The sequence below is a fragment of the Amycolatopsis sp. NPDC004747 genome, from assembly GCF_053601335.1.
Window position 1 is genome coordinate 138,948 of record NZ_JBSGBQ010000002.1, and the last position, 20,393, is coordinate 159,340.

The following is a 20,393-nucleotide window of genomic DNA, read 5'->3' on the forward strand; positions in this document are numbered from 1 at the left end:
CTGCTTTTCGGGGGCCCGGGTGGCGGAGCCCCCGGCCCGGGGCGAAGCCCCGGATGTCACAGTCGGTTTGTCAGTCGAGCCCGTCGACGAGGGCGAAGAGCTCCTCGTCGCTGGCCGTGTCGAGGTCGTCGGACGCGCTGGGCCGGGCTTCGGCGGCTTTGAGCAGTTCCCGCAACCGGACGGCGATCCGGTCGCCGTCCGAGGCGGCCGCGATGACGGCCTCCAGTCCGGCGAGCCCGGCCAGCACCGCGTCCGCGGGGGACGCTTCCTCGACGGCGAGTTCCGTCTGCAGGTGCCGGGCCAGCGCCAGCGGGTTCGGGTGGTCGAAGACCAGCGTCGCGGGCAGTTTCAGGCCGGTCGTCTCGCGCAGCCGGTTGCGCAGTTCCACCGACGTCAGCGAGTCGAACCCGGCGTCCTTGAACGCGGTGTCGGCGCGGACGCCGGAGCTGCCGTCGTGCCCGAGGACCACGGCGACCTGCCCGCGGACGACGTCGAGCAGCAGCGCTTCCTGTTCGGCCACGGTGAGCCCGGCCAGCTTGGCGGGCAGGCCGCCGTCCTCGCCCGGTGCCGAGCGGGCCGCCTGCCGTCCCGCGCGGACCAGCCCGCGCAGCAGGGGCGGGACCGTGCCGCCGCCGGCGGCGTCCGCCCGCACTTCGCGCAGGTCGAGCTCGATCGGCACCAGCAGCGCCTGCCCGGCGGCGAGCGCGGCGCCGAACAGCTCCATGCCCTCGGCGGAGCCCAGCGCGCGGACGCCACCTCGGCCCTCACGCCGGCTCATCCGGGCCAGCGTGAGGTCGTCGATGGTGTCGGCCATGCCGGTGAGCTGCTCCCACGGACCCCAGGCCAGCGACAGCCCGGGCAGGCCCGCGGCGCGGCGAGCGGTCATCAGGCCGTCGAGGAAGGCGTTCGCCGCCGCGTACCCGCCGCTGCCCGCGCCCATGAAGATCGAGGAGGCGGACGAGTAGGCGATGAACGCGTCGAGGTCCAGGTCGCGGGTCAGCTCGTCGAGGTGCAGGGCGGCGTCGACCTTGGGGGCGAACACCTTGGCCAGCCGCTCCCGGTTCAGCGCCCCGGTGACGCCGGCGTCGAAGACGCCCGCCGTGTGCACCACCGCGGTCACCGGGTGCTCCTTGAGCAGGGCGGCCACCTGGTCGCGGTCGGAGACGTCGCAGGCCACCACGGACACCGACGCGCCCTGCCCGGCCAGCTCGGCGACGAGGTCTTCGACGCCGACGGCTTCGCGGCCGCGCCGGCTGGCCAGCACCAGGCTCCGGACGCCGTGCCGGGTGACCAGGTCGCGGGCGGCCAGTGCGCCCAGCGTCCCGGCCCCGGAGACCAGGACCGTCCCGTCCGGGCGGAAGGTCGTCGGCGGCTCCGCCGGTTCGGTGACGCGGGCGAGCCGGGGCACCGAGAACGTCGTGCCGCGCAACGCGAGCTGCGGCTCACCGGTGGCCAGCAGCGCGTCCAGCGGCACCTCGCCGTCGGTGTCGAACAGGACGATCCGGTCCGGGTTCTCGGCCTGCGCGGCCCGGACGAGGCCCCACACCGCGGCGCCGGCCGGGTCGGTCACCTCGCGGACGGCACCGCGCGTCACCACCACCAGCCGGGCTTCCTCCGCCGCGTCGGCGAGGAACGCCTGCACCGCTTCCAGGACCCGGCTGGTCAGCTCCAGGGGCTCCTCGCCGACGGCTTCCAGCACCTCGGCCCGGCCCGACGGGACCGCAGTGTCCACAGTGGTCAGTTCGGGCCAGTCCACCCGGTACAGGGAGCCGGGGCGCGCGGTGTCGAGCCGGTCGAGGGCGACCTCGCGCAGGATCAGCGAGTCCATGGTGAGCACCGGGGCACCGGTCTCGTCGGCGGCTTCGACGGTCAGCGCGTCCGGCCCGCCGGGCGCCACCCGCACCCGCAGGCCCGCGGCCCCGACGGCGTGCAGCGCCAGCCGGTTCCACGAAAACGGCATCACGGACCGGCCGGGTTCGCCGGTCGCGGCGAACGTCCCGGTCTGCACGGCCGCGTCGAGCAACGCGGGGTGCAGGCCGAACCGGGCGGCGTCCTCGCGCCGGTCGTCGGGCAGGGCAACGTCGGCGAACACCTCGTCACCGCGTCGCCACACCGCCCGCACGCCCTGGAACACCGGCCCGTACGCGTAGCCGCGCTCGGCGAGGTCCTCGTAGAAGCCGCCGGTTTCGACGCGCTGGGCACCGGGCGGCGGCCACGCCGTGAAGTCGAAGCCGGCGCCGGACGGCGTCGCCGAGACCGTGCCGGTCGCGTGCCGGGTCCACCCTTCGTCGCGCTGGGAGTGGACCTCGACCGTGCGCGAGCCGTCCGGGTCCGGGCCGCTCACCGTGACCTGGACGTTCACGCCGCCCTGCCCCGGCACGACGAGCGGCGCTTCGGTCACGAGTTCGTCGAGGACCGGGCAGCCGGCCTCGTCGCCCGCCCGCACGGCGAGTTCGACCAGGCCGGTGCCGGGGAAGAGCACCACGCCGCCGATCGTGTGGTCGGCCAGCCACGGGTGCGTCCGCAGCGACAGCCGCGAAGTGAACACCAGGCCGCCGGACTGGGACAGCTCGACGACCGCGCCCAGCAGCGGGTGCCCGGCCGGGGCCTGGCCGAGCGAGACGGCGTCCGCCTGTTCGGCCGGGCTGAGCCAGAAGTGCCGGTGGTCGAAGGCATACGTCGGCAGGTCCACCCGGGCGGCCGGCACCAGCGTGCCCCAGTCCACCGGGACCCCGCGGACGAACAGTTCGGCCATCGACGTCAGCAGCCGCCGCAGGCCACCGTCGTCCCGCCGCAGCGTCCCCGTCACGACCGCGTCAGTGAACTCGCTGATCGGCTGCACCAGCACCGGATGCGCACTGACCTCGACGAACACACCATGCCCCTGGGCGAGCAGCTCAGCCACGGCCGGACCGAAGCCAACCTGGTTGCGCAGGTTCCGATACCAGTAACCGCCGTCGAGGACACCGGCTTCGGTGATCCACTCGCCGGTGACCGTCGAGTAAAACGGCACCACCGGCGCCTGCGCAGTAATCCCGACCAAGGTCTCAGCGAGAGTGTCGCGAATGTCTTCTACATGCCGGGTGTGAGACGCGTAATCCACCGACACCCGCCGGCCGCCAAGGGCTTCGACGGCTTCGGTGAGCGCTTCGGCGTCACCCGCGATGACCACTGCCGATGGGCCGTTGACCGCGGCGACCTCGACCCGCCCCTCCCACGGCGCGAGCCGGGCAGCCACCTCGTCCTGGCCCAGCTGCACCGACGCCATCCCGCCACGGCCGGAGAGCTCCGCAGCGATCGCCTGGCTCCGCAACGCGACCACCTTCGCCGCGTCCTCAAGCGACAGTGCACCGGACACACACGCGGCCGCGATCTCACCCTGCGAGTGCCCCACGACCGCGTCCGGACGCACCCCCACGGACTCCCACACCGCAGCCAACCCCACCATCACCGCAAAGCACGCGGGCTGCAGCACATCGACCCGTTCCAGGTCACCCTCGCCACGCAGAACGTCCACAAGGGACCAATCGACCCACGGCCGCAACCCGGCCGCACACTCGGCGATCCGCGCCGCGAACACCGGCGAAGCCTCCAGGAGCTCCCGGCCCATCCCAGCCCACTGCGTCCCCTGCCCCGGGAACACCCACACGACTTTGCCCGGCTTGCCCGCGCTCCCGGTCACGACGCCGGGCGCGGCCTCGCCCCGGGCCAGCGCCCCCAGCCCGGCGCGGGCTTCCTCGGCCGAACCGGTCACGACGACCGCGCGTTCCTCGAGCACCGCGCGCCCGGCCACCAGCGCACCGGCGAGCCGGGCCGGTGGCGCACTCACCCGGGTCAGCCGTTCGGCCTGACCGGCCAGGGAACCGGCGCTGCGAGCCGAAATCACCAGCGGGACCACGTCCGCGGGAACCGGCTCCGGTGCGGCAGGCTCCGCCGGCGCTTCCTCGATGATCAGGTGCACGTTCGTGCCGCTGACGCCGAAGGAGGACACCCCGGCCCGGCGCGGCCGGTCGCCGCGCGGCCACTCGCGGCGCTCGGTCAGCAGTTCCACCGCGCCTTCGGACCAGTCCACCTGCGCGCTGGGCTCGTCGACGTGCAGGGTCGGCGGCATGACGTCGTGCCGCAGCGCCTGGACGACCTTGATCACGCTCGCCACGCCCGCGGCCGCCTGCGTGTGGCCGATGTTCGACTTCAGCGAGCCGAGCCACAACGGCGTCTCGCGATCCTGCCCGTAGGTGGCCAGCAGCGCCTGCGCTTCGATGGGATCGCCCAGGCTCGTTCCCGTGCCGTGCGCCTCGACGAGGTCCACATCGGACGGTGCCAGCCCCGCGCCGGCGAGCGCGGCGCGGATCACGCGCTGCTGCGAAGGCCCGTTGGGGGCGGTGAGCCCGTTGGACGCCCCGTCCTGGTTCACCGCGCTGCCCCGCAGCACGGCCAGCACCCGGTGCCCGCGCGCCCGCGCCACCGACAGCCGCTCCAGCACGACCACGCTGATGCCCTCGGCCAGCACCATGCCGTCGGCACCCGAGGCGAACGCCTTGCAGCGGCCGTCCGTGGCCAGCCCGCGCTGCCGGGAGAAGACGACGAAGGAGTCGGGGCCGGACATCACCATCGCGCCGCCGGCCAGTGCCATCGAGCAGTCGCCCTGGCGCAGGGCCTGTGCGGCGAGGTGCATCGCCACCAGCGAAGACGAGCACGCGGTGTCGATCGTGACGGCCGGGCCCTCGAACCCGAAGACGTAGGACACCCGGCCCGAAGCGACGCTCGACGCCAGCCCGGTGCCCGCGAAGCTCTGCATCTCCGGCGCGGCCAGCCCGCCGCCGTAGCCCGAGCCGCCCGCGCCGGTAAATACGCCGACGTCGGTGCCCCGCAACGAAGCCGGGTCGAGGCCGACCCCTTCCAGGGCTTCCCAGGACGCTTCCAGCAGCAGCCGCTGCTGCGGGTCCATGGCGAGGGCCTCGCGCGGCGAGATCCCGAAGAAGCCCGGGTCGAACAGGGCCGCGTCGTGCAGGAAGCCGCCCCGGTCGGTGTAGGACGTCCCCGGGTGGTCCGGGTCCGGGTCGAACAGGTTCTCCAGGTCCCAGCCGCGGTCGGCGGGGAACCCCGACACGGCGTCGCCGCCCTCGGCCACCAGCCGCCACAGGTCGTCCGGTCCGCTGACGCCACCGGGCAGCCGGCAGGCCATGCCGACGATCGCGATCGGCTCGCGGGCGGCGGCGGCCCGCTTCTTCAGCGTGCCGACCTCTTCGAGGGACTTCCGCAGCGCCTCGACGACCTTTTCATACGACGCACTCACCACTTGCTCCCCATCACTCGTCGCCGAAAGCCAGTTGCACGAGGTCATCGACACCGAGATCGGCGATCGACGGCTCGTCGGCCGTGCCGGCCGCCAGGACGTGCCGCAGCCGGTCGCTGTCCCCGCCGTGCCCGTTCCCGGTGCTTTCCGGGACCAGCCGCGCGCTCAGGTAACGGGCCACGGCCAGCGGGTTCGGGTAGTCGAAGACCAGCGTCGCGGGCAGCTTCAGCCCGGTCGCCTCGCGCAGCCGGTTGCGCAGTTCCACCGACGTCAGCGAGTCGAACCCGGTGTCCTTGAACGCCGTGTCGGCGCGCACCGCGTCCGGCCCGTCGTACCCGAGCACGACCGCGACCTGCCCGCGCACCAGGTCGACGAGCCGCGCCTCCCGGTCGGCCGGGGCGAGCCCGGCCAGCCCGGCCACCCCGGAGTCCACAGTGGACACCGAGCGGGCCTGGGTCCTGGCCGGCCGCACCAGGCCGCGGAACAGGACCGGGACCGCGCCCGCCCGCAGCGTCGCGAGGTCGAGCTTGATCGGCACGAGCAGCGACTCGTCCATCCGCAGCGCGAGGTCGAACAGTTCCAGGCCTTCGGCCCGGGTCAGTTCCAGGACGCCGTTGCGGCTCGCCCGGGCGTGGTCGACCTCGCTGAGGTGGGCGGCCATACCGCCGCTGCGTTCCCAGAGGCCCCAGGCGAGGGACAGGCCGGGCAGGCCCGCCGCGCGCCGGCGGGCCATCGCCGCGTCCAGGTAGGCGTTCGCCGCCGCGTACGGCCCCTGGCCACCGCCGCCCATGACGCCCGCGACGGAGGAGAACACGACGAACGCGCCGAGGTCCCGGTCGCGGGTCAGCTCGTCGAGGTGGATCGCGGCGGTGACTTTGGCCGCGTAGACGTTCGCCAGCTGGTCCGGAGTCAGCGCTTCGATCACGCCGTCTTCGAAGATCCCGGCGGTGTGCACCACCCCGGTCAGGTCCGGGAGGTCCGCGAGAACCCCGGCCACCTGGCCGCGATCCGAGACGTCGCAGGCCACGAAGGACACGTCCGCGCCGGGCAGGTCGCTGATCAGGTCCTTCGCGCCTTCGGCGTCCGCACCCTGCCGGCTGGCCAGCACGAGTTTCCGCACGCCGTGCCGGGTCACCAGGTGCCGGGCCACCAGTGCGCCCAGCGAACCGGCGCCCGAGATCAGCACCGTGCCGTCCGGGTCGAAGGCGGCAGACGTGTCCGCGAGCCGGGTGGCGCGGGCCAGCCGGGGCACCAGGAGGCTCGTGCCGCGGACCGCGAGCTGCGGCTCGCCGGAGGCCAGGACGGCGGCCAAGGGAACTTCGCCGTCGGTGTCCAGCAGGACGATCCGGTCCGGGTGCTCCGCCTGCGCGGACCGGACCAGGCCCCACACCGCGGCCGCGGCCGGGTCGGTCACCGTGTCGTCGCCGCCGGCGGGCACTGCCCCGCGGGTGACGACGACCAGGCGCTCCGCTTCGGGTCCGGCCAGCCACGCCTGGAGCTTCTCCAGGACCCGGGTGGTCGCGGCCAGCGCGGAATCACCCGCGGCGACCTCCAGGACCTCGGCTTGCTCCGCGGTGGCCGTCAGCCGGCCCGCGGCGAGCTCGGTCCAGTCGACGCGGAACATCGCGTCGTGACCCGCATCGGCGGCGGCGCCCAGCTGCTCGGCCGAAACCGGCCGGGACACCAGCGACTGCATGGTCAGGACCGGGCCCCCGGTCTCGTCGGCGGCTTCGACGGACAACGCGTCCGGGCCGCTCGGCGAAAGCCGGACCCGCAGGGCCGATGCGCCCGCCGCGTGCAGGACCAGGCCGTTCCACGCGAAGGCGAGCACCGGCTCGCCGGGTTCACCGCCGACCGTGGCGGCCTGCAGGGCCGCATCGAGCAGCGCCGGGTGGACGCCGAACCGGCCCGCGTCCTTGCGCAGGTCCTCGGGCAGGGCGACCTCGGCGAAGACGTCGTCGCCGCGCCGCCACACCGCCCGCAGCCCTTGGAACGCCGGGCCGTACCCGTAACCGCGGTCGGCGAGGTCGGTGTAGAAGGTCTCGACGTCGACCCGCTCGGCGTCCGCGGGCGGCCACGCGGCGAAGTCGAACCCGGCGGCCTCGGCGGGTGCCGACGACAGCACGCCGGTCGCGTGCCGCGTCCAAGTGCCCGCAGCACGCTGGGAGTAGACGTCCACCGTGCGCGAGCCGGTGCCGTCCGGGCCGCTCAGCGCGACCTGGACCCGGACCCCGCCCTGGCCGGGCACGACCAGCGGCGCCTCGATGATCAGCTCGTCGAGCGCGGTGCAGCCGGCCTCGTCGCCGGCCCGCACGGCCAGTTCGGCCAGCCCGGAGCCCGGCAGGATCACGACGCCGCCGACCGCGTGGTCGGCCAGCCACGGGTGCGTCCGCACCGACAGCCGCGAGGTGAAGACCAAGCCGTCGGACTGCGGCAGCTCGACGACCGCGCCCAGCAGCGGGTGGTCGGCCGCCGCCTGGCCCAGCGAGGCCGCGTCGGTCGCGGCCCCGGCGGCCCGCAGCCAGTAGTGGCGGTGGTCGAAGGCGTACTTCGGCAGGTCGGCCCGGCCCGCGCGGGGCAGGACGGCCGTCCAGTCGAGCGGGACACCGCGCACGAACAGCTCGGCCATCGACGTCAGCAGCCGCCGCAGGCCGCCGTCGTCGCGCCGCAGCGACCCGGTCACCACCGCGTCTTCGCCGAGTTCGCTGAGCGGCTGGACCAGCACCGGGTGCGCGCTGACCTCGACGAACACGCCGTGGCCCTGGGCGAGCAGCTCCGCCACGGCCGGGCCGAAGCCGACCTGGTTGCGCAGGTTCCGGTACCAGTAGCCGCCGTCGACGACCCCGGCTTCGGTGATCCAGCCGCCGGTGAGCGTGGAGAAGAACGGCACCGCCGGTGCCTGCGCCTCGATCCCGGCCAGCGTCTCGGCGAGGAGGTCCTCGATGGCTTCGACCTGGTTGGTGTGGGAGCCGTAGTCCACGGCCACCCGCCGGACGCGGACGTCCCGGCCCGACAACGCTTCGACGACCTCGTCGAGGGCCTGGGCTTCCCCGGCGATGACCACGGAGGTGGGGCTGTTGACCGCGGCCACCTGGACCCGGTCCGCCCACGGCGCCAGCCACGCGGTCGCGTCCTCTTCGCCCAACGCGACCGAGGCCATGCCCCCGCGGCCGGCCAGCCGGCCGGCGATCGCCTGGCTGCGCAGGGCGACCACCTTCGCCGCGTCCGGCAGCGACAACGCCCCCGACACGCAGGCGGCGGCGATCTCGCCCTGCGAGTGCCCGACGACGGCGTCCGGCCGCACGCCCACCGACTGCCACACCGCGGCGAGGCCGACCATCACTGCGAAGCTCGCGGGCTGCACGACGTCGACGCGGTCCAGCAGGTCGGCCTCCCCGCGCAGCACGTCGAGCAGCGACCAGCCGACCCACGGTGCCAGCGCGGCCGCGCACTCGGCGATCCGCTCGGCGAACACCGGGGACTCTTCGAGGAGCTGCCGGCCCATGCCCGCCCACTGCGAGCCCTGCCCGGGGAAGACCCAGACGAGCTTGCCCGGTGCCCCGGCCCGGCCGGTGACGACCGCGGCCGTGTCTTCACCGCGGGCCAGCGCTTCCAGGCCCGTCACGGCTTCTTCGCGGGAGCTCGCGACGACGACCGCGCGCTCGGTCAGCGCGGCCCGGTTCGCCACCAGTGCACTGGCCGCGCTCACCAGCGGCACGTCACCCGCCACGAAACCGGCGAGGCGACCGGCCTGACCGGCCAGGGAAGCCTTGCTCCGAGCCGAGACCACGACCGGCAAGAGCGGCACCTCGGGCGTCGGCACCGGCTCTTCGGCGGGTGCCTCCTCCAGGATCAGGTGCGCGTTCGTGCCGGAGACGCCGAACGCGGACACCCCGGCCCGGCGCGGACGGCCGTTGCGCGGCCACTTCCGCGCCTCCGTCAGCAGTTCGACCGCACCGGCGGACCAGTCCACCTCGGGCGTCGGCCGGTCGACGTGCAGGGTGGGCGGCAGGACCTCGTGCCGCAGCGCCTGGACCATCTTGATCACGCCCGCGACCCCCGCGGCCGCCTGCGCGTGGCCGATGTTCGACTTCAGCGACCCGAGCCACAGCGGCGTCTCGCGGTCCTTGCCGTAGGTGGCGATCAGGGCCTGCGCCTCGATCGGGTCACCCAGGGTGGTCCCGGTGCCGTGCGCCTCGACGACGTCCACATCGGACGGTGCCAGCCCGGCGCTGCCCAGTGCCCGGCGGATGACCCGCTGCTGCGACGGCCCGTTCGGAGCGGTCAGGCCGTTCGACGCGCCGTCCTGGTTGACCGCGCTGCCGCTCAGCACGGCCAGGATCCGGTGGCCGCGTTCGCGCGCCACGGACAACCGTTCGAGGACGACCACGCCGACGCCCTCGGCCCAGCCGGTGCCGTCGGCCGCGGCGGCGAAGGCCTTGCAGCGCCCGTCGACGGCCAGGCCCCGCTGCCGGGAGAACTCCACGAACGCGCCGGGGTTCGCCATCACCGTCGCGCCGCCGGCCAGCGCCATCGAGCACTCGCCCTGCCGCAGCGACTGCGCGGCCAGGTGCATCGCGACCAGCGAAGACGAGCACGCCGAGTCGATCGTCACGGCCGGGCCTTCGAAGCCGAACACGTACGACACGCGCCCGGACGCCACGCTCGACGACCCGCCGGTGCCCGCGAAGCCCTCCAGCTCGGGGGTGACCACGCTGTCGCCCGGCGCGACGTAACCCTGGCCGAACATGCCGGTGAACACGCCGACGTCGGTGCCCGGCAACGCCAGCGGGTCGACCCCGGCGTCTTCCATCGCTTCCCACGACGTCTCCAGCAGCAGCCGCTGCTGCGGGTCCATCGCGACGGCCTCGCGCGGCGAGATCCCGAAGAACCCCGCGTCGAAGAGCCCGGCCTCGTGCAGGAACCCGCCGTGCCGGGTGTAGGTCTTGCCCGGGACCGCCGGGTCCGGGTCGTACAGGCTGTCCACGTCCCAGCCGCGGTCGGTCGGGAACTCCGAGACCGCGTCGCGGCCTTCGGCCACCAGCCGCCAGAGGTCCTCGGGTCCGGCGACCCCGCCCGGCAGGCGGCAGGCCATGCCGACGATGGCGATCGGCTCGTCGAGGTCGGCCTTCGCGACGGCCGCGGCCACCGGCGTCTCCGCCGCGCCGCCGAGTTCCTCGCGCAGGAACTTCGCCAGCGTCTGGGGGTTCGGGTAGTCGAAGACCAGGGTCGCGGGCAGCTTCAGGCCGGTGGCGGTCCGCATCCGGTTGCGCAGCTCGACCGCGGTCAGCGAGTCGAAGCCGGCGTCCTTGAACGCGGTGTCCACCCGGACGGCACCGGCGTCGGCGTGCCCGAGCACGGCGGCCACCTGCGCGCGGACGAGGTCAAGGAGCAGGGTGAGCTGGTCGGCCGGGGCGAGCCCGGCCAGCCGCCCGGCGAGCCCGTTGTCCACAGTGGACGCGGCACGGGCCTGCCTGCGGCCCGCCCGGACCAGGCCGCGCAGCAGGTGCGGCACGGCCCCGCCCTCGGCGGCGTCGGCGCGTACCCCGCGCAGGTCCAGCTTGGCGGGCACCAGCAGCGGCTCGCTCGAGGTCAGGGCCGCGTCGAAGAGGTCCATGCCCTCGGCCTGCGTCATGATCTGCAGGCCGCCGCGGCGGCTCATCCGGGCCCGGGTGGCCTCGTCGGTGTTGGCCGCCATGCCGGTGCTCTGCTCCCACAGGCCCCAGGCCAGGGACAGGCCCGGCAGGCCCGCCGCGCGGCGGTTCGCCATCAGGCCGTCCAGGTAGGCGTTCGCCGCGGCGTAGCTGCCGCTGCCCGCGCCCATGAACACCGCGGACACCGAGGAGTAGACGACGAACGCGTCGAGGTCGGAGTCCCGGGTGAGCTCGTCCAGGTGCCCGACGGCGTCGACCTTGGGGCCGAAGACCCGGGCCAGCCGCTCGCGGTCGAGCGTCCCGATGACACCCGCGTCGAGGACACCGGCGGTGTGCACCACGGCGGTCGGCCGGTGCTCGTCGAGCAGCGCGGCCACCTGAGCGCGATCGGAGACGTCGCACGCCACCACGGACACGTCCGCGTCGAGCTCGGCGACCAGCTCGGCCACGCCGTCGGCGTCCCGGCCGCGCCGCGAAGCCAGCACCAGCTTCCGCACGCCGTGGCGTTCCACCAGGCGGCGGGCCACCAGGCCGCCGAGCGCACCGGCGCCCGAGATCAGGACCGTCCCGTCCGGGCGGAACACGGGCTCGCCGCGCTGCTCCGCGCGGGCGAGCCGGGGCACGAAGGACTTCCCGCCGCGCACCGCGACCTGCGGCTCGCCGCTCGCCAGTACCGCACCGAGCGGCCCTTCACCGTCGGTGTCGAGCAGGACGATCCGGTCGGGGTTCTCCGCCTGCGCGGCCCGGACCAGGCCCCACACGGCCGCGCCGGCCGGGTCGGTCACGTCGCGGACGGCACCGCGGGTCACCACGACCAGCCGGGCTTCCTCCGCCGCTTCGGCGAGGAACGCCTGCACGGCTTCCAGCACCCGCGCGGTCAGGTCCAGGGGCTCCCCGCCGGCGGCTTCGAGCACCTCGACCTGCTCCGGCACCGCACTGTCCGCAAGGGACACCTCGGTCCAGTCGACCCGGTAGAGCGATCCGGCGCGGGTCGGCGAGGCCGCCTGCTCCCGGGCCACCACCGGACCCGCCGTGACGACCAGGCCACCCGTTTCGTCGGCCGCTTCGAGGGAGCCGCCCGGCACCAGCCGCACCCGCAGCGCCGACGCGCCCGCGGCGTGCAGGACCAGGCGGTGCCACTCCGCAGGCTGCTCGTCGTCCGCGAGGACCGGCCGCACGGCCGCGTCCAGCAGCACGGGGTGGATGCCGAACGCACCGGCGTTCAGCTCCTCGGGCAGCGCGACCTCGGCGAAGATCTCCTCGCCGCGCCGCCAGCCGCCGTCGGCCCGCTGGGCGCCTTCGGGCGGCCAGACGGTGAAGTCGAACGGCTCGTGCGCCGGAGCCGTGGCGGACAGGTGCCCGGTGGCGTTCCGGGTCCAGTCGTCGTCGCCTTCGAGCTGCGAATACACCTCGACCGCGCGCTCGCCGCTCACGGTGACCTGCACCCGCAGGCCCCCGCTTTCGGGCAGGACGAGCGGCGCTTCGACGGTCAGGTCGTCGAGGACCGGCCAGCCGGCTTCGTCGCCGGCCCGCACGGCCAGCTCGACCAGGGTGGCGCTCGGGACGCCGTCGGCCAGCCACGGGTGTGTCCGCAGCGACAGGCGTGACGTGAACACCAGGCCGCCGGACTGCGGCAGCGCCACGACCGCGCCCAGCAGCGGGTGGTCGGCCCCGGCCAGGCCGAGCGAAGGCGCGTCGGCGGCGGTGGGTGGGCTGAGCCAGAAGTGCTGGTGGTCGAAGGCATAGGTCGGCAGTTCGACGCGCGCGGGCGGCGCCAGCGTGCCCCAGTCCACCGGGACCCCGCGGACGAACAGTTCCGCCATCGACGTCAGCAGCCGCCGCAGACCACCGTCGTCCCGCCGCAGCGTCCCCGTCACGACCGCGTCAGTGAACTCGCTGATCGGCTGCACCAGCACCGGATGCGCACTGACCTCGACGAACACACCATGGCCCTGGGCGAGCAGCTCGGCCACGGCCGGGCCGAAGCCAACCTGGTTGCGCAAGTTCCGATACCAATAACCGCCGTCGACAACCCCGGCTTCGGTGATCCACTCGCCGGTAACCGTCGAGTAAAACGGCACCACCGGCGCCTGCGCGGTAATCCCGACCAGAGTCTCGGCGAGAATGTCGCGAATGTCCTCGACGTGGCGGGTGTGAGACGCGTAATCCACCGCCACCCGCCGACCACCAAGGGCTTCGACAGCCTCGGTGAGCGCTTCGGCGTCACCCGCGATCACCACTGCCGACGGCCCGTTGACCGCGGCGACCTCGACCCGCCCGTCCCACGGCGCGAGCCGGGCAGCCACCTCGTCTCGGCCCAACTGCACCGACGCCATCCCGCCACGGCCGGAGAGCTCCGCGGCGATCGCCTGGCTCCGCAGGGCGACCACCTTCGCAGCGTCCTCAAGGGACAGTGCGCCGGACACGCAGGCCGCGGCGATCTCGCCCTGGGAGTGCCCCACGACGGCGTCGGGCACGACGCCGACCGAGGCCCACACGGCGGCCAGCCCCACCATCACCGCAAAACACGCAGGCTGCAGCACATCGACCCGGTCCAGATCTCCCTCACCCCGCAGAGCGTCCACAAGGGACCAATCGACCCACGGCTCCAGCGCGGCCGCGCACTCCTCGATCCGCTCGGCGAACACCGGCGAGACATCCAGGAGCTCCTGGCCCATCCCGGCCCACTGCGTCCCCTGGCCGGGGAACACCCAGACGGTCTTGCCCGGCATCCCGGCGGTGCCGGTCACCAGGCCGGGCGCGCTCTCGCCGCGGGCCAGCGCGGTCAGTCCGGCCCGGGCTTCCTCGGCCGACCCCGCCACGACGACGGCCCGGTCGGTCAGCGTCGCCCGGGTCGACAGCAGGGCACCGGCCACGCGGGTCAGCGAGACGTCCCCGTCGAGGAACTCCGCCAGCCGCCCGGCCTGCCCTTCCAGGGCTCCGGCGCTGCGTGCGGAGACCACCACAGGCACCACGCCGTCGGGCACGTCGGCTTCGGTGATGTCGTCGGCGGGTGCCTCTTCGAGGATCAGGTGCGCGTTGGTGCCGCTGATGCCGAACGACGAGACGCCGGCCCGGCGCGGGTGGCCGTTGCGGGCCCACTCGCGGCCCTCGGTCAGCAGCTCGACCGCGCCCGCGGACCAGTCCACCTGCTTGGTGGGTTCCTCCGCGTGGAGGGTCGGCGGCAGGGCGTCGTGCCGCAGCGCCTGGACCATCTTGATGACGGCGGCGACGCCCGCGGCGGCCTGGGTGTGGCCGATGTTCGACTTCAGCGACCCGAGCCACAACGGCGTCTCGCGGTCCTTGCCGTAGGTGGCCAGCAGGGCCTGGGCCTCGATGGGGTCGCCCAGCGCGGTGCCGGTGCCGTGCGCCTCGACAACGTCCACTTCGGACGGTGCCAGCCCGGCGCCGGCCAGCGCCGCGCGGATCACCCGCTGCTGCGAGGGCCCGTTCGGGGCGGTCAGGCCGTTCGACGCGCCGTCCTGGTTGACCGCGCTGCCGCGGAGGACGGCGAGCACCCTGTGCCCGCGTTCCCGGGCCACCGAAAGCCGTTCGAGGACGACGATGCCGACGCCCTCGGACAGGACAGTCCCGTCCGCGCCGTCCGCGAAGGCCTTGACCCGGCCGTCCTCGGCCATGCCGCGCTGCCGCGACATGCCGATCACGCCGATCGGCGAGCCCATCACGGCGACACCGCCGGCCAGGGCCATCGTGCACTCGCCCTGCCGGAGTGCCTGTGCGGCCAGGTGGATCGCGACCAGGGACGACGAGCACGCCGTGTCGACCGTGACCGCCGGGCCCTCGAAGCCGAAGGTGTAGGACACCCGGCCCGAGGCGACGCTCCCCGCGGTGGCCGTGGTGACGAAGCCTTCGAGCTCCGCGGGCATGTTGCTCAAGGACTCGAGGTAGTCGTGGATGGAGACACCGGAGAAGACGCCGACGGCGTCACCGCGGGCCTTCGTCGGGTCGATGCCCGCGCGCTCCAGCGCTTCCCAGGACGCCTCCAGCAGCAGCCGCTGCTGCGGGTCCATGGCCAGCGCTTCCCGTGGCGAGATCCCGAAGAAACCGGGGTCGAACAGCGCGGCCTCGTGCAGGAAGCCGCCCTGGCGGATGTACGCGGTGCCCGGGCGCTCCGGGTCGGAGTCGAACAGGCCGTCGAGGTCCCAGCCGCGGTCTTCGGGGAAGGCCGACATGCCGTCGCGGCCTTCGGCGACCATCCGCCACAGGTCGTCGGGGCTCATCACGCCACCCGGCAGCCGGCACGCCATGCCGACGATGGCGATCGGTTCGCCCGCGTCGGCGGCGGCGGTCGTCATCACCGCGGTGGGCGTGCCCGCGACCGTCTCGCCCAGCTCCTCGCGCAGGTGGCGGGCGAGCGCCACCGGCGTCGGGTAGTCGAAGACCAGCGTGGCGGGCAGCTTGACGCCGGTCGCCGCGCTCAGCCGGTTGCGCAGCTCGACCGCGGTGAGCGAGTCGAAGCCGAGGTCGCTGAACCCGCGGGTGCCCTGGGCCAGCTCGGGGGCGTTGAAGCCGAGCACCGTGGCCGCCTCGGCCTGGACGACGCCGAGCAGGACGCCTTCCTGTTCCTCGACGGGCCGCCCGGCGAGCTTGCCCGCCAGGCCGCCACTGCCGCTCGCGGCGGCCGTGCGCGTCACCCGGCGGCTCGCGCGGACCAGGCCGCGCAGCAGGTGCGGGACCTCCCCCGCGCTGCGCAGGGTCTTCAGGTCGAGCTTGATCGGCACCAGCAGCGCCTGCTCGGCGGCCAAGCCGATGTCGAAGCTGTCGAGGGCCTCGGCGGGCGTCATGGCGAGCACGCCGCCGCGGCTCATCCGGGCCTGGTCGGTGGCGGACAGGTGCGCGGTCAGGCCGTCGGCCTGCTCCCACAGGCCCCAGGCCAGCGACACGCCGGGCAGGCCCGCCGCGCGGCGCCGGGCCATCAGGCCGTCGAGGAAGGCGTTGGCCGCCGCGTAGTTGCCCTGCCCGGCCGAGCCCATCAGCGCGGCCGCGGAGGAAAACACGACGAACGCTTCGAGGTCGCCGGCCAGTTCGTCGAGGTGCTGGACGGCGTCGACCTTCGGGGCGAACACCCCGGCCAGCCGTTCCCGGGTCAGCGCCCCGATGACGCCGTCGTCCAGCAGGCCGGCCAGGTGCACGATCGCGGTCGGGCGGTGCTCGGCCAGCAGCGCGGCGACCTGGTCGCGGTCGGACACGTCGCACGCCACCACGGTCACGCTCGCGCCCTGCTCGGTCAGCTCGGCGAGGAGGTCGTCCGCGGCCACTCCTCGACGACTCGCGAGCACCAGCCGCCGGACGCCGTGCCGGGCGACCAGGTGCTCGGCCACGAGCGCGCCGAGCGAGCCGGTGCCGCCGGTGAGCAGGACCGTCCCTTCCGGACTGAACACCCCGTCCGGCGCTTCGCCGGTGGCGCGGGACAGCCGTGGGACGGAGAAAGCACCACCGCGCACGGCGATCTGCGGCTCACCACTGCCCAGCAGCGCACCCAGCGGCAGGGCACCGTCGGTGTCGACCAGGATGATCCGGCCGGGGTTCTCCGCCTGCGCGGCCCGCACCAGGCCCCATACGGCCGCGCCGGCCGGGTCGGTCACCTCGCGGACGGCACCGCGGGTCACCACGACCAGCCGGGCTTCCTCCGCCGCTTCGGCGAGGAACGCCTGCACGGCTTCCAGCACCCGCGCGGTCAGGTCCAGGGGCTCCCCGCCGACGGCTTCGAGCACCTCGACGTGGTCCGTGGCCACACTTTCGGCCGCGGGCACGTCGATCCAGTCGACCCGGAACAGCGAGTCGCGCTCTTCGCCCGCCGCCGTCTCCAGCTGCGCGGCCGAAACTTCGCGGGACACCAGGGAATCCATGGTGACGACCAGGCCGCCGGTCTCGTCCGCGGCCTGGAACGTCAGCGCGTCCGGACCGCCCGGCGCGACCCGCACCCGCAGCGCCGACGCCCCGACGGCGTGCAGGACCAGGCCGTTCCACGCGAACGGCAGCACGCTGCGCTCGTCGCCGGGGTTGGCGAAGGCGTTCGTGTGCAGGGCCGCGTCCAGCAGCGCCGGGTGGAGGCCGAACTTGCCGGCGTCCTCGCGGTGGTCGTCGGGCAGCGCGACCTCGGCGAAGACCTCGTCACCGCGCCGCCAGACCGCCCGCATGCCCTGGAACGCGCCGCTGTAGGCGTACCCGCGCTCGATCAGGTCGGTGTAGAAGTGCTCGACGTCGACCGGCTCGGCCCCGGCGGGCGGCCAGGCGGCGAAGTCGAACCGGTCCGGCTCCCGGGCGGGCGACTCGCCGAGCAGGCCGGTCGCGTGCCGGACCCACTCGTCACCGTCTTCCCGCATCGAGAAGACGTCCACCGCGCGCGAGCCGGTTTCGTTCGGCCCGCTCACCGCGACCTGCACGCGGACCCCGCCGCGCTCGCCCAGCACCAGCGGCGCCTCGATGACGAGCTCTTCCAGGACGCCGAAGCCGAGTTCGTCACCGGCGCGCAGGGCGAGGTCGACGTACACCGTGCCCGGGATGAGCACCACCCCGCCGATCGCGTGCCCGGCCAGCCAGGGGTGCGACTTCAGCGACAGCCGCGAAGTGAACACCAGCCCGTCGGACTGCGGCAGCGGCACGACCGCGCCGAGCAGCGGGTGGTCGGCCCCGGCCAGGCCAAGCGACACCGCGTCGGTCGCGGACCCGCCCAGCTGCAGCCAGTAGTGCTGGTGGTCGAAGGCGTACGTCGGCAGCTCGACGCGCCGGGACGGCGGCAGCACGCCGGTCCAGTCCACGCTCACGCCCCGCACGAACAGCTCGGCCGCCGAAGCCAGCAGGCGCCGGAGCCCGCCCTCCTCGCGCCGCAGCGTCCCGGTCACGACCGCGTCGCCGGCCGCTTCGCTGATCGGCTGGACCAGCACGGGGTGCGCGCTGACCTCGACGAACACCCGGTGGCCCTGCTCGATCAGCTCGGCCACCGCCGGGCCGAACCGCACCTGGCGGCGGAGGTTCCGGTACCAGTACCCGCCGTCGAGCACACCGGCATCGGCCACCCACTCGCCGGTGACGGTCGAGTAGAACGGGATTTCCGGGGCCTGCGCGCGGATCCCGCCGAGCATCTCGGCCAGTGCTTCGCGCGCGGCTTCGACGTGCCGGGTGTGGGAGGCGTAGTCCACCGCCACCCGCCGGATCCGGACGCCCTGGTCGTCGAGCGCGTCGAGGGCTTCGTCCAGTGCCTCGGCGTCACCGGCGATCACCACCGACGACGGCCCGTTGACGGCCGCGACCTCCACCCGGCCCGCCCACGGCTCGATCCGCGCGGCCGCGTCCTCCTCGCTCAGCGCGACCGAGGCCATGCCGCCCCGGCCGGCCAGCGAGGCCGCGATGGCCTGGCTGCGCAGGGCGACCACCTTCGCGGCGTCGTCCAGCGACAGCGCGCCGGACACGCACGCGGCCGCGATCTCACCCTGCGAGTGCCCCACGACGGCTTCGGGCTCGACACCGAGCGAGGCCCACACGGCCGCGAGCCCGACCATCACCGCGAAGCTCGCGGGCTGCACGACGTCGACCCGGTCCAGCAGGTCGGCGTCGCCGCGCAGGACGTCGGTCAGCGACCAGTCGACCCAGCGCCCGAGCGCGGTCTCGCACTCGGCGATGCGCGCGGCGAACACCGGCGAGACATCCAGCAGCTCACGACCCATCCCGGCCCACTGCGTCCCCTGGCCGGGGAACACCCAGACGAGCTTGCCCGGGGCGCCCGAGCCGCGGCCGGTGAGCAGGCCGGGCGCGCTCTCGCCGTTCGCCAGCGCCCGCAGCCCGGCCACGGCTTCTTCGGCCGACTCGGCCACGACCACCGCGCGCTCGCTCAGCACCGCGCGGCCGGACACCAGCGTCCCGGCCATGTCCGCCAGGGGAACGTCGCCGGCCTCCGCCAGGCGCCCGGCCTGGGCGGCCAGCGAGGCCGCGGTCGCCGCCGACACGACGAGGGGCACCGCAAGCGGTCGTGAGTGGTAAGGCGGGTCAGCACCCTCCTTACCGCTCACGAGGTCTTCGGGGGCTTCTTCCAGGATCATGTGCGCGTTCGTGCCGCTGGCGCCGAACGACGAGATGCCGCCGCGGCGCGGGCGGCCGCCCCGCGGCCATTCCCGGCCCTCGGTGAGCAGCTCGACGGTCCCGGCCGACCAGTCGACCTGCGGGGTGGGCGCGTCGACGTGCAGCGTGGCCGGCAGCTTCCCGTGCCGCAGCGACTGCACCATCTTGATCACGCCGGCCACGCCGGACGCGCCCTGCGTGTGCCCGACGATCGACTTCACCGAACCCAGCCACAGCGGCCGCTGCGGGTCCCGGCCCTGGCCGTAGGTGGCCAGCAGGGCCTGGACCTCGATCGGGTCGCCGAGCACCGTGCCGGTGCCGTGCCCCTCCACGGTGTCCACATCGGACGGGGTGAGCCCGGCGCTGTCGAGTGCCTTGCGGATGACCCGCTGCTGGGCCGGGCCGTTCGGGGCGGTCAGGCCGTTCGAGGCGCCGTCCTGGTTGACCGCGCTGCCGCGGATGACGGCGAGGACCTGGTGCCCGCGCTCGCGCGCCACCGAGAGCTTCTCCAGCAGCACCACGCCGACGCCCTCGGCCCAGCCGGAGCCGTCGGCGGCCGCGGCGTAGGACTTGCAGCGCCCGTCGAAGGCCAGCGCCCGCTGCCGGGCGAACCCGACGAACCCGCCGGGCGTGGCCATCACGGTCGAACCGCCGGCCAGGGCCATCGAGCACTCACCGCGGCGAAGGGCCTGCGCGGCAAGGTGAATCGCCACCAGCGACGACGAGCACATCGTGTCGACGGTGACGGCGGGGCCTTCGAGCCCGAGCGTGTAGGCGACCCGGCCGGAGGCGACGCCGCCCGCGGTGCCCAGGGCGCGCTCCAGGCTCATGAAGCCCTCGAACCCGCTGAGGTCGGGGGCGTAGTCCTGGTGCACGACCCCGGCGTAGACGCCGATGTCACTGCCGCGCACCGAATGCGGGTCGATGCCCGCGCGTTCGAGGGTCTCCCAGGACACCTCGAGGAGCTGCCGCTGCTGCGGGTCCATGGCCAGCGCTTCCCGCGGCGAGATGCCGAAGAACCCGGCGTCGAACTGGGCCGCGTCGTGCAGGAAGGCGCCCTCGCGCACGTACGTCGTCCCGGGGTTGTCGGGGTCCGGGTGGTAGAGGCCCTCGACGTCCCAGCCGCGGTCGGTGGGGAACCCGGTGTAGACGTCGGCGCCTTCCGACACCACGCGCCAGAAGTCCTCCGGGCCGCGGATCCCGCCGGCGTAGCGGCAGGCCATGGAGACGATCGCGACGGGCTCCGCGGCGGCCGCGGTGAGCGCGGCGTTCTCCTGCTGGAGGCGGACGTTCTCCTTCAGCGAGGCGCGCAGTGCGTCAACGATCTGCTCGTTCGGCGCGGACATGTTCTTCCTCCACGATTC

2 protein-coding genes are annotated in these 20,393 nt (G+C 74.5%); both read right to left on the reverse strand.

The window, feature by feature from the left end; translation table 11 throughout:
- Positions 1 to 70 precede the first annotated feature (70 nt).
- The gene (locus tag ACWEGE_RS03115) at positions 71 to 5,299 is read right to left on the reverse strand and encodes a beta-ketoacyl synthase N-terminal-like domain-containing protein (RefSeq protein ID WP_449658778.1); all 5,229 of its coding nucleotides are present in this window, start codon (positions 5,297 to 5,299) and stop codon (positions 71 to 73) included.
- 10 nt (positions 5,300 to 5,309) lie between these two features.
- Positions 5,310 to 20,375 (reverse strand): SDR family NAD(P)-dependent oxidoreductase, encoded by a 15,066-nt coding sequence (locus tag ACWEGE_RS03120; protein ID WP_449658779.1) that lies wholly within the window; start codon positions 20,373 to 20,375, stop codon positions 5,310 to 5,312.
- Between the last annotated feature and the right edge of the window lie 18 nt (positions 20,376 to 20,393).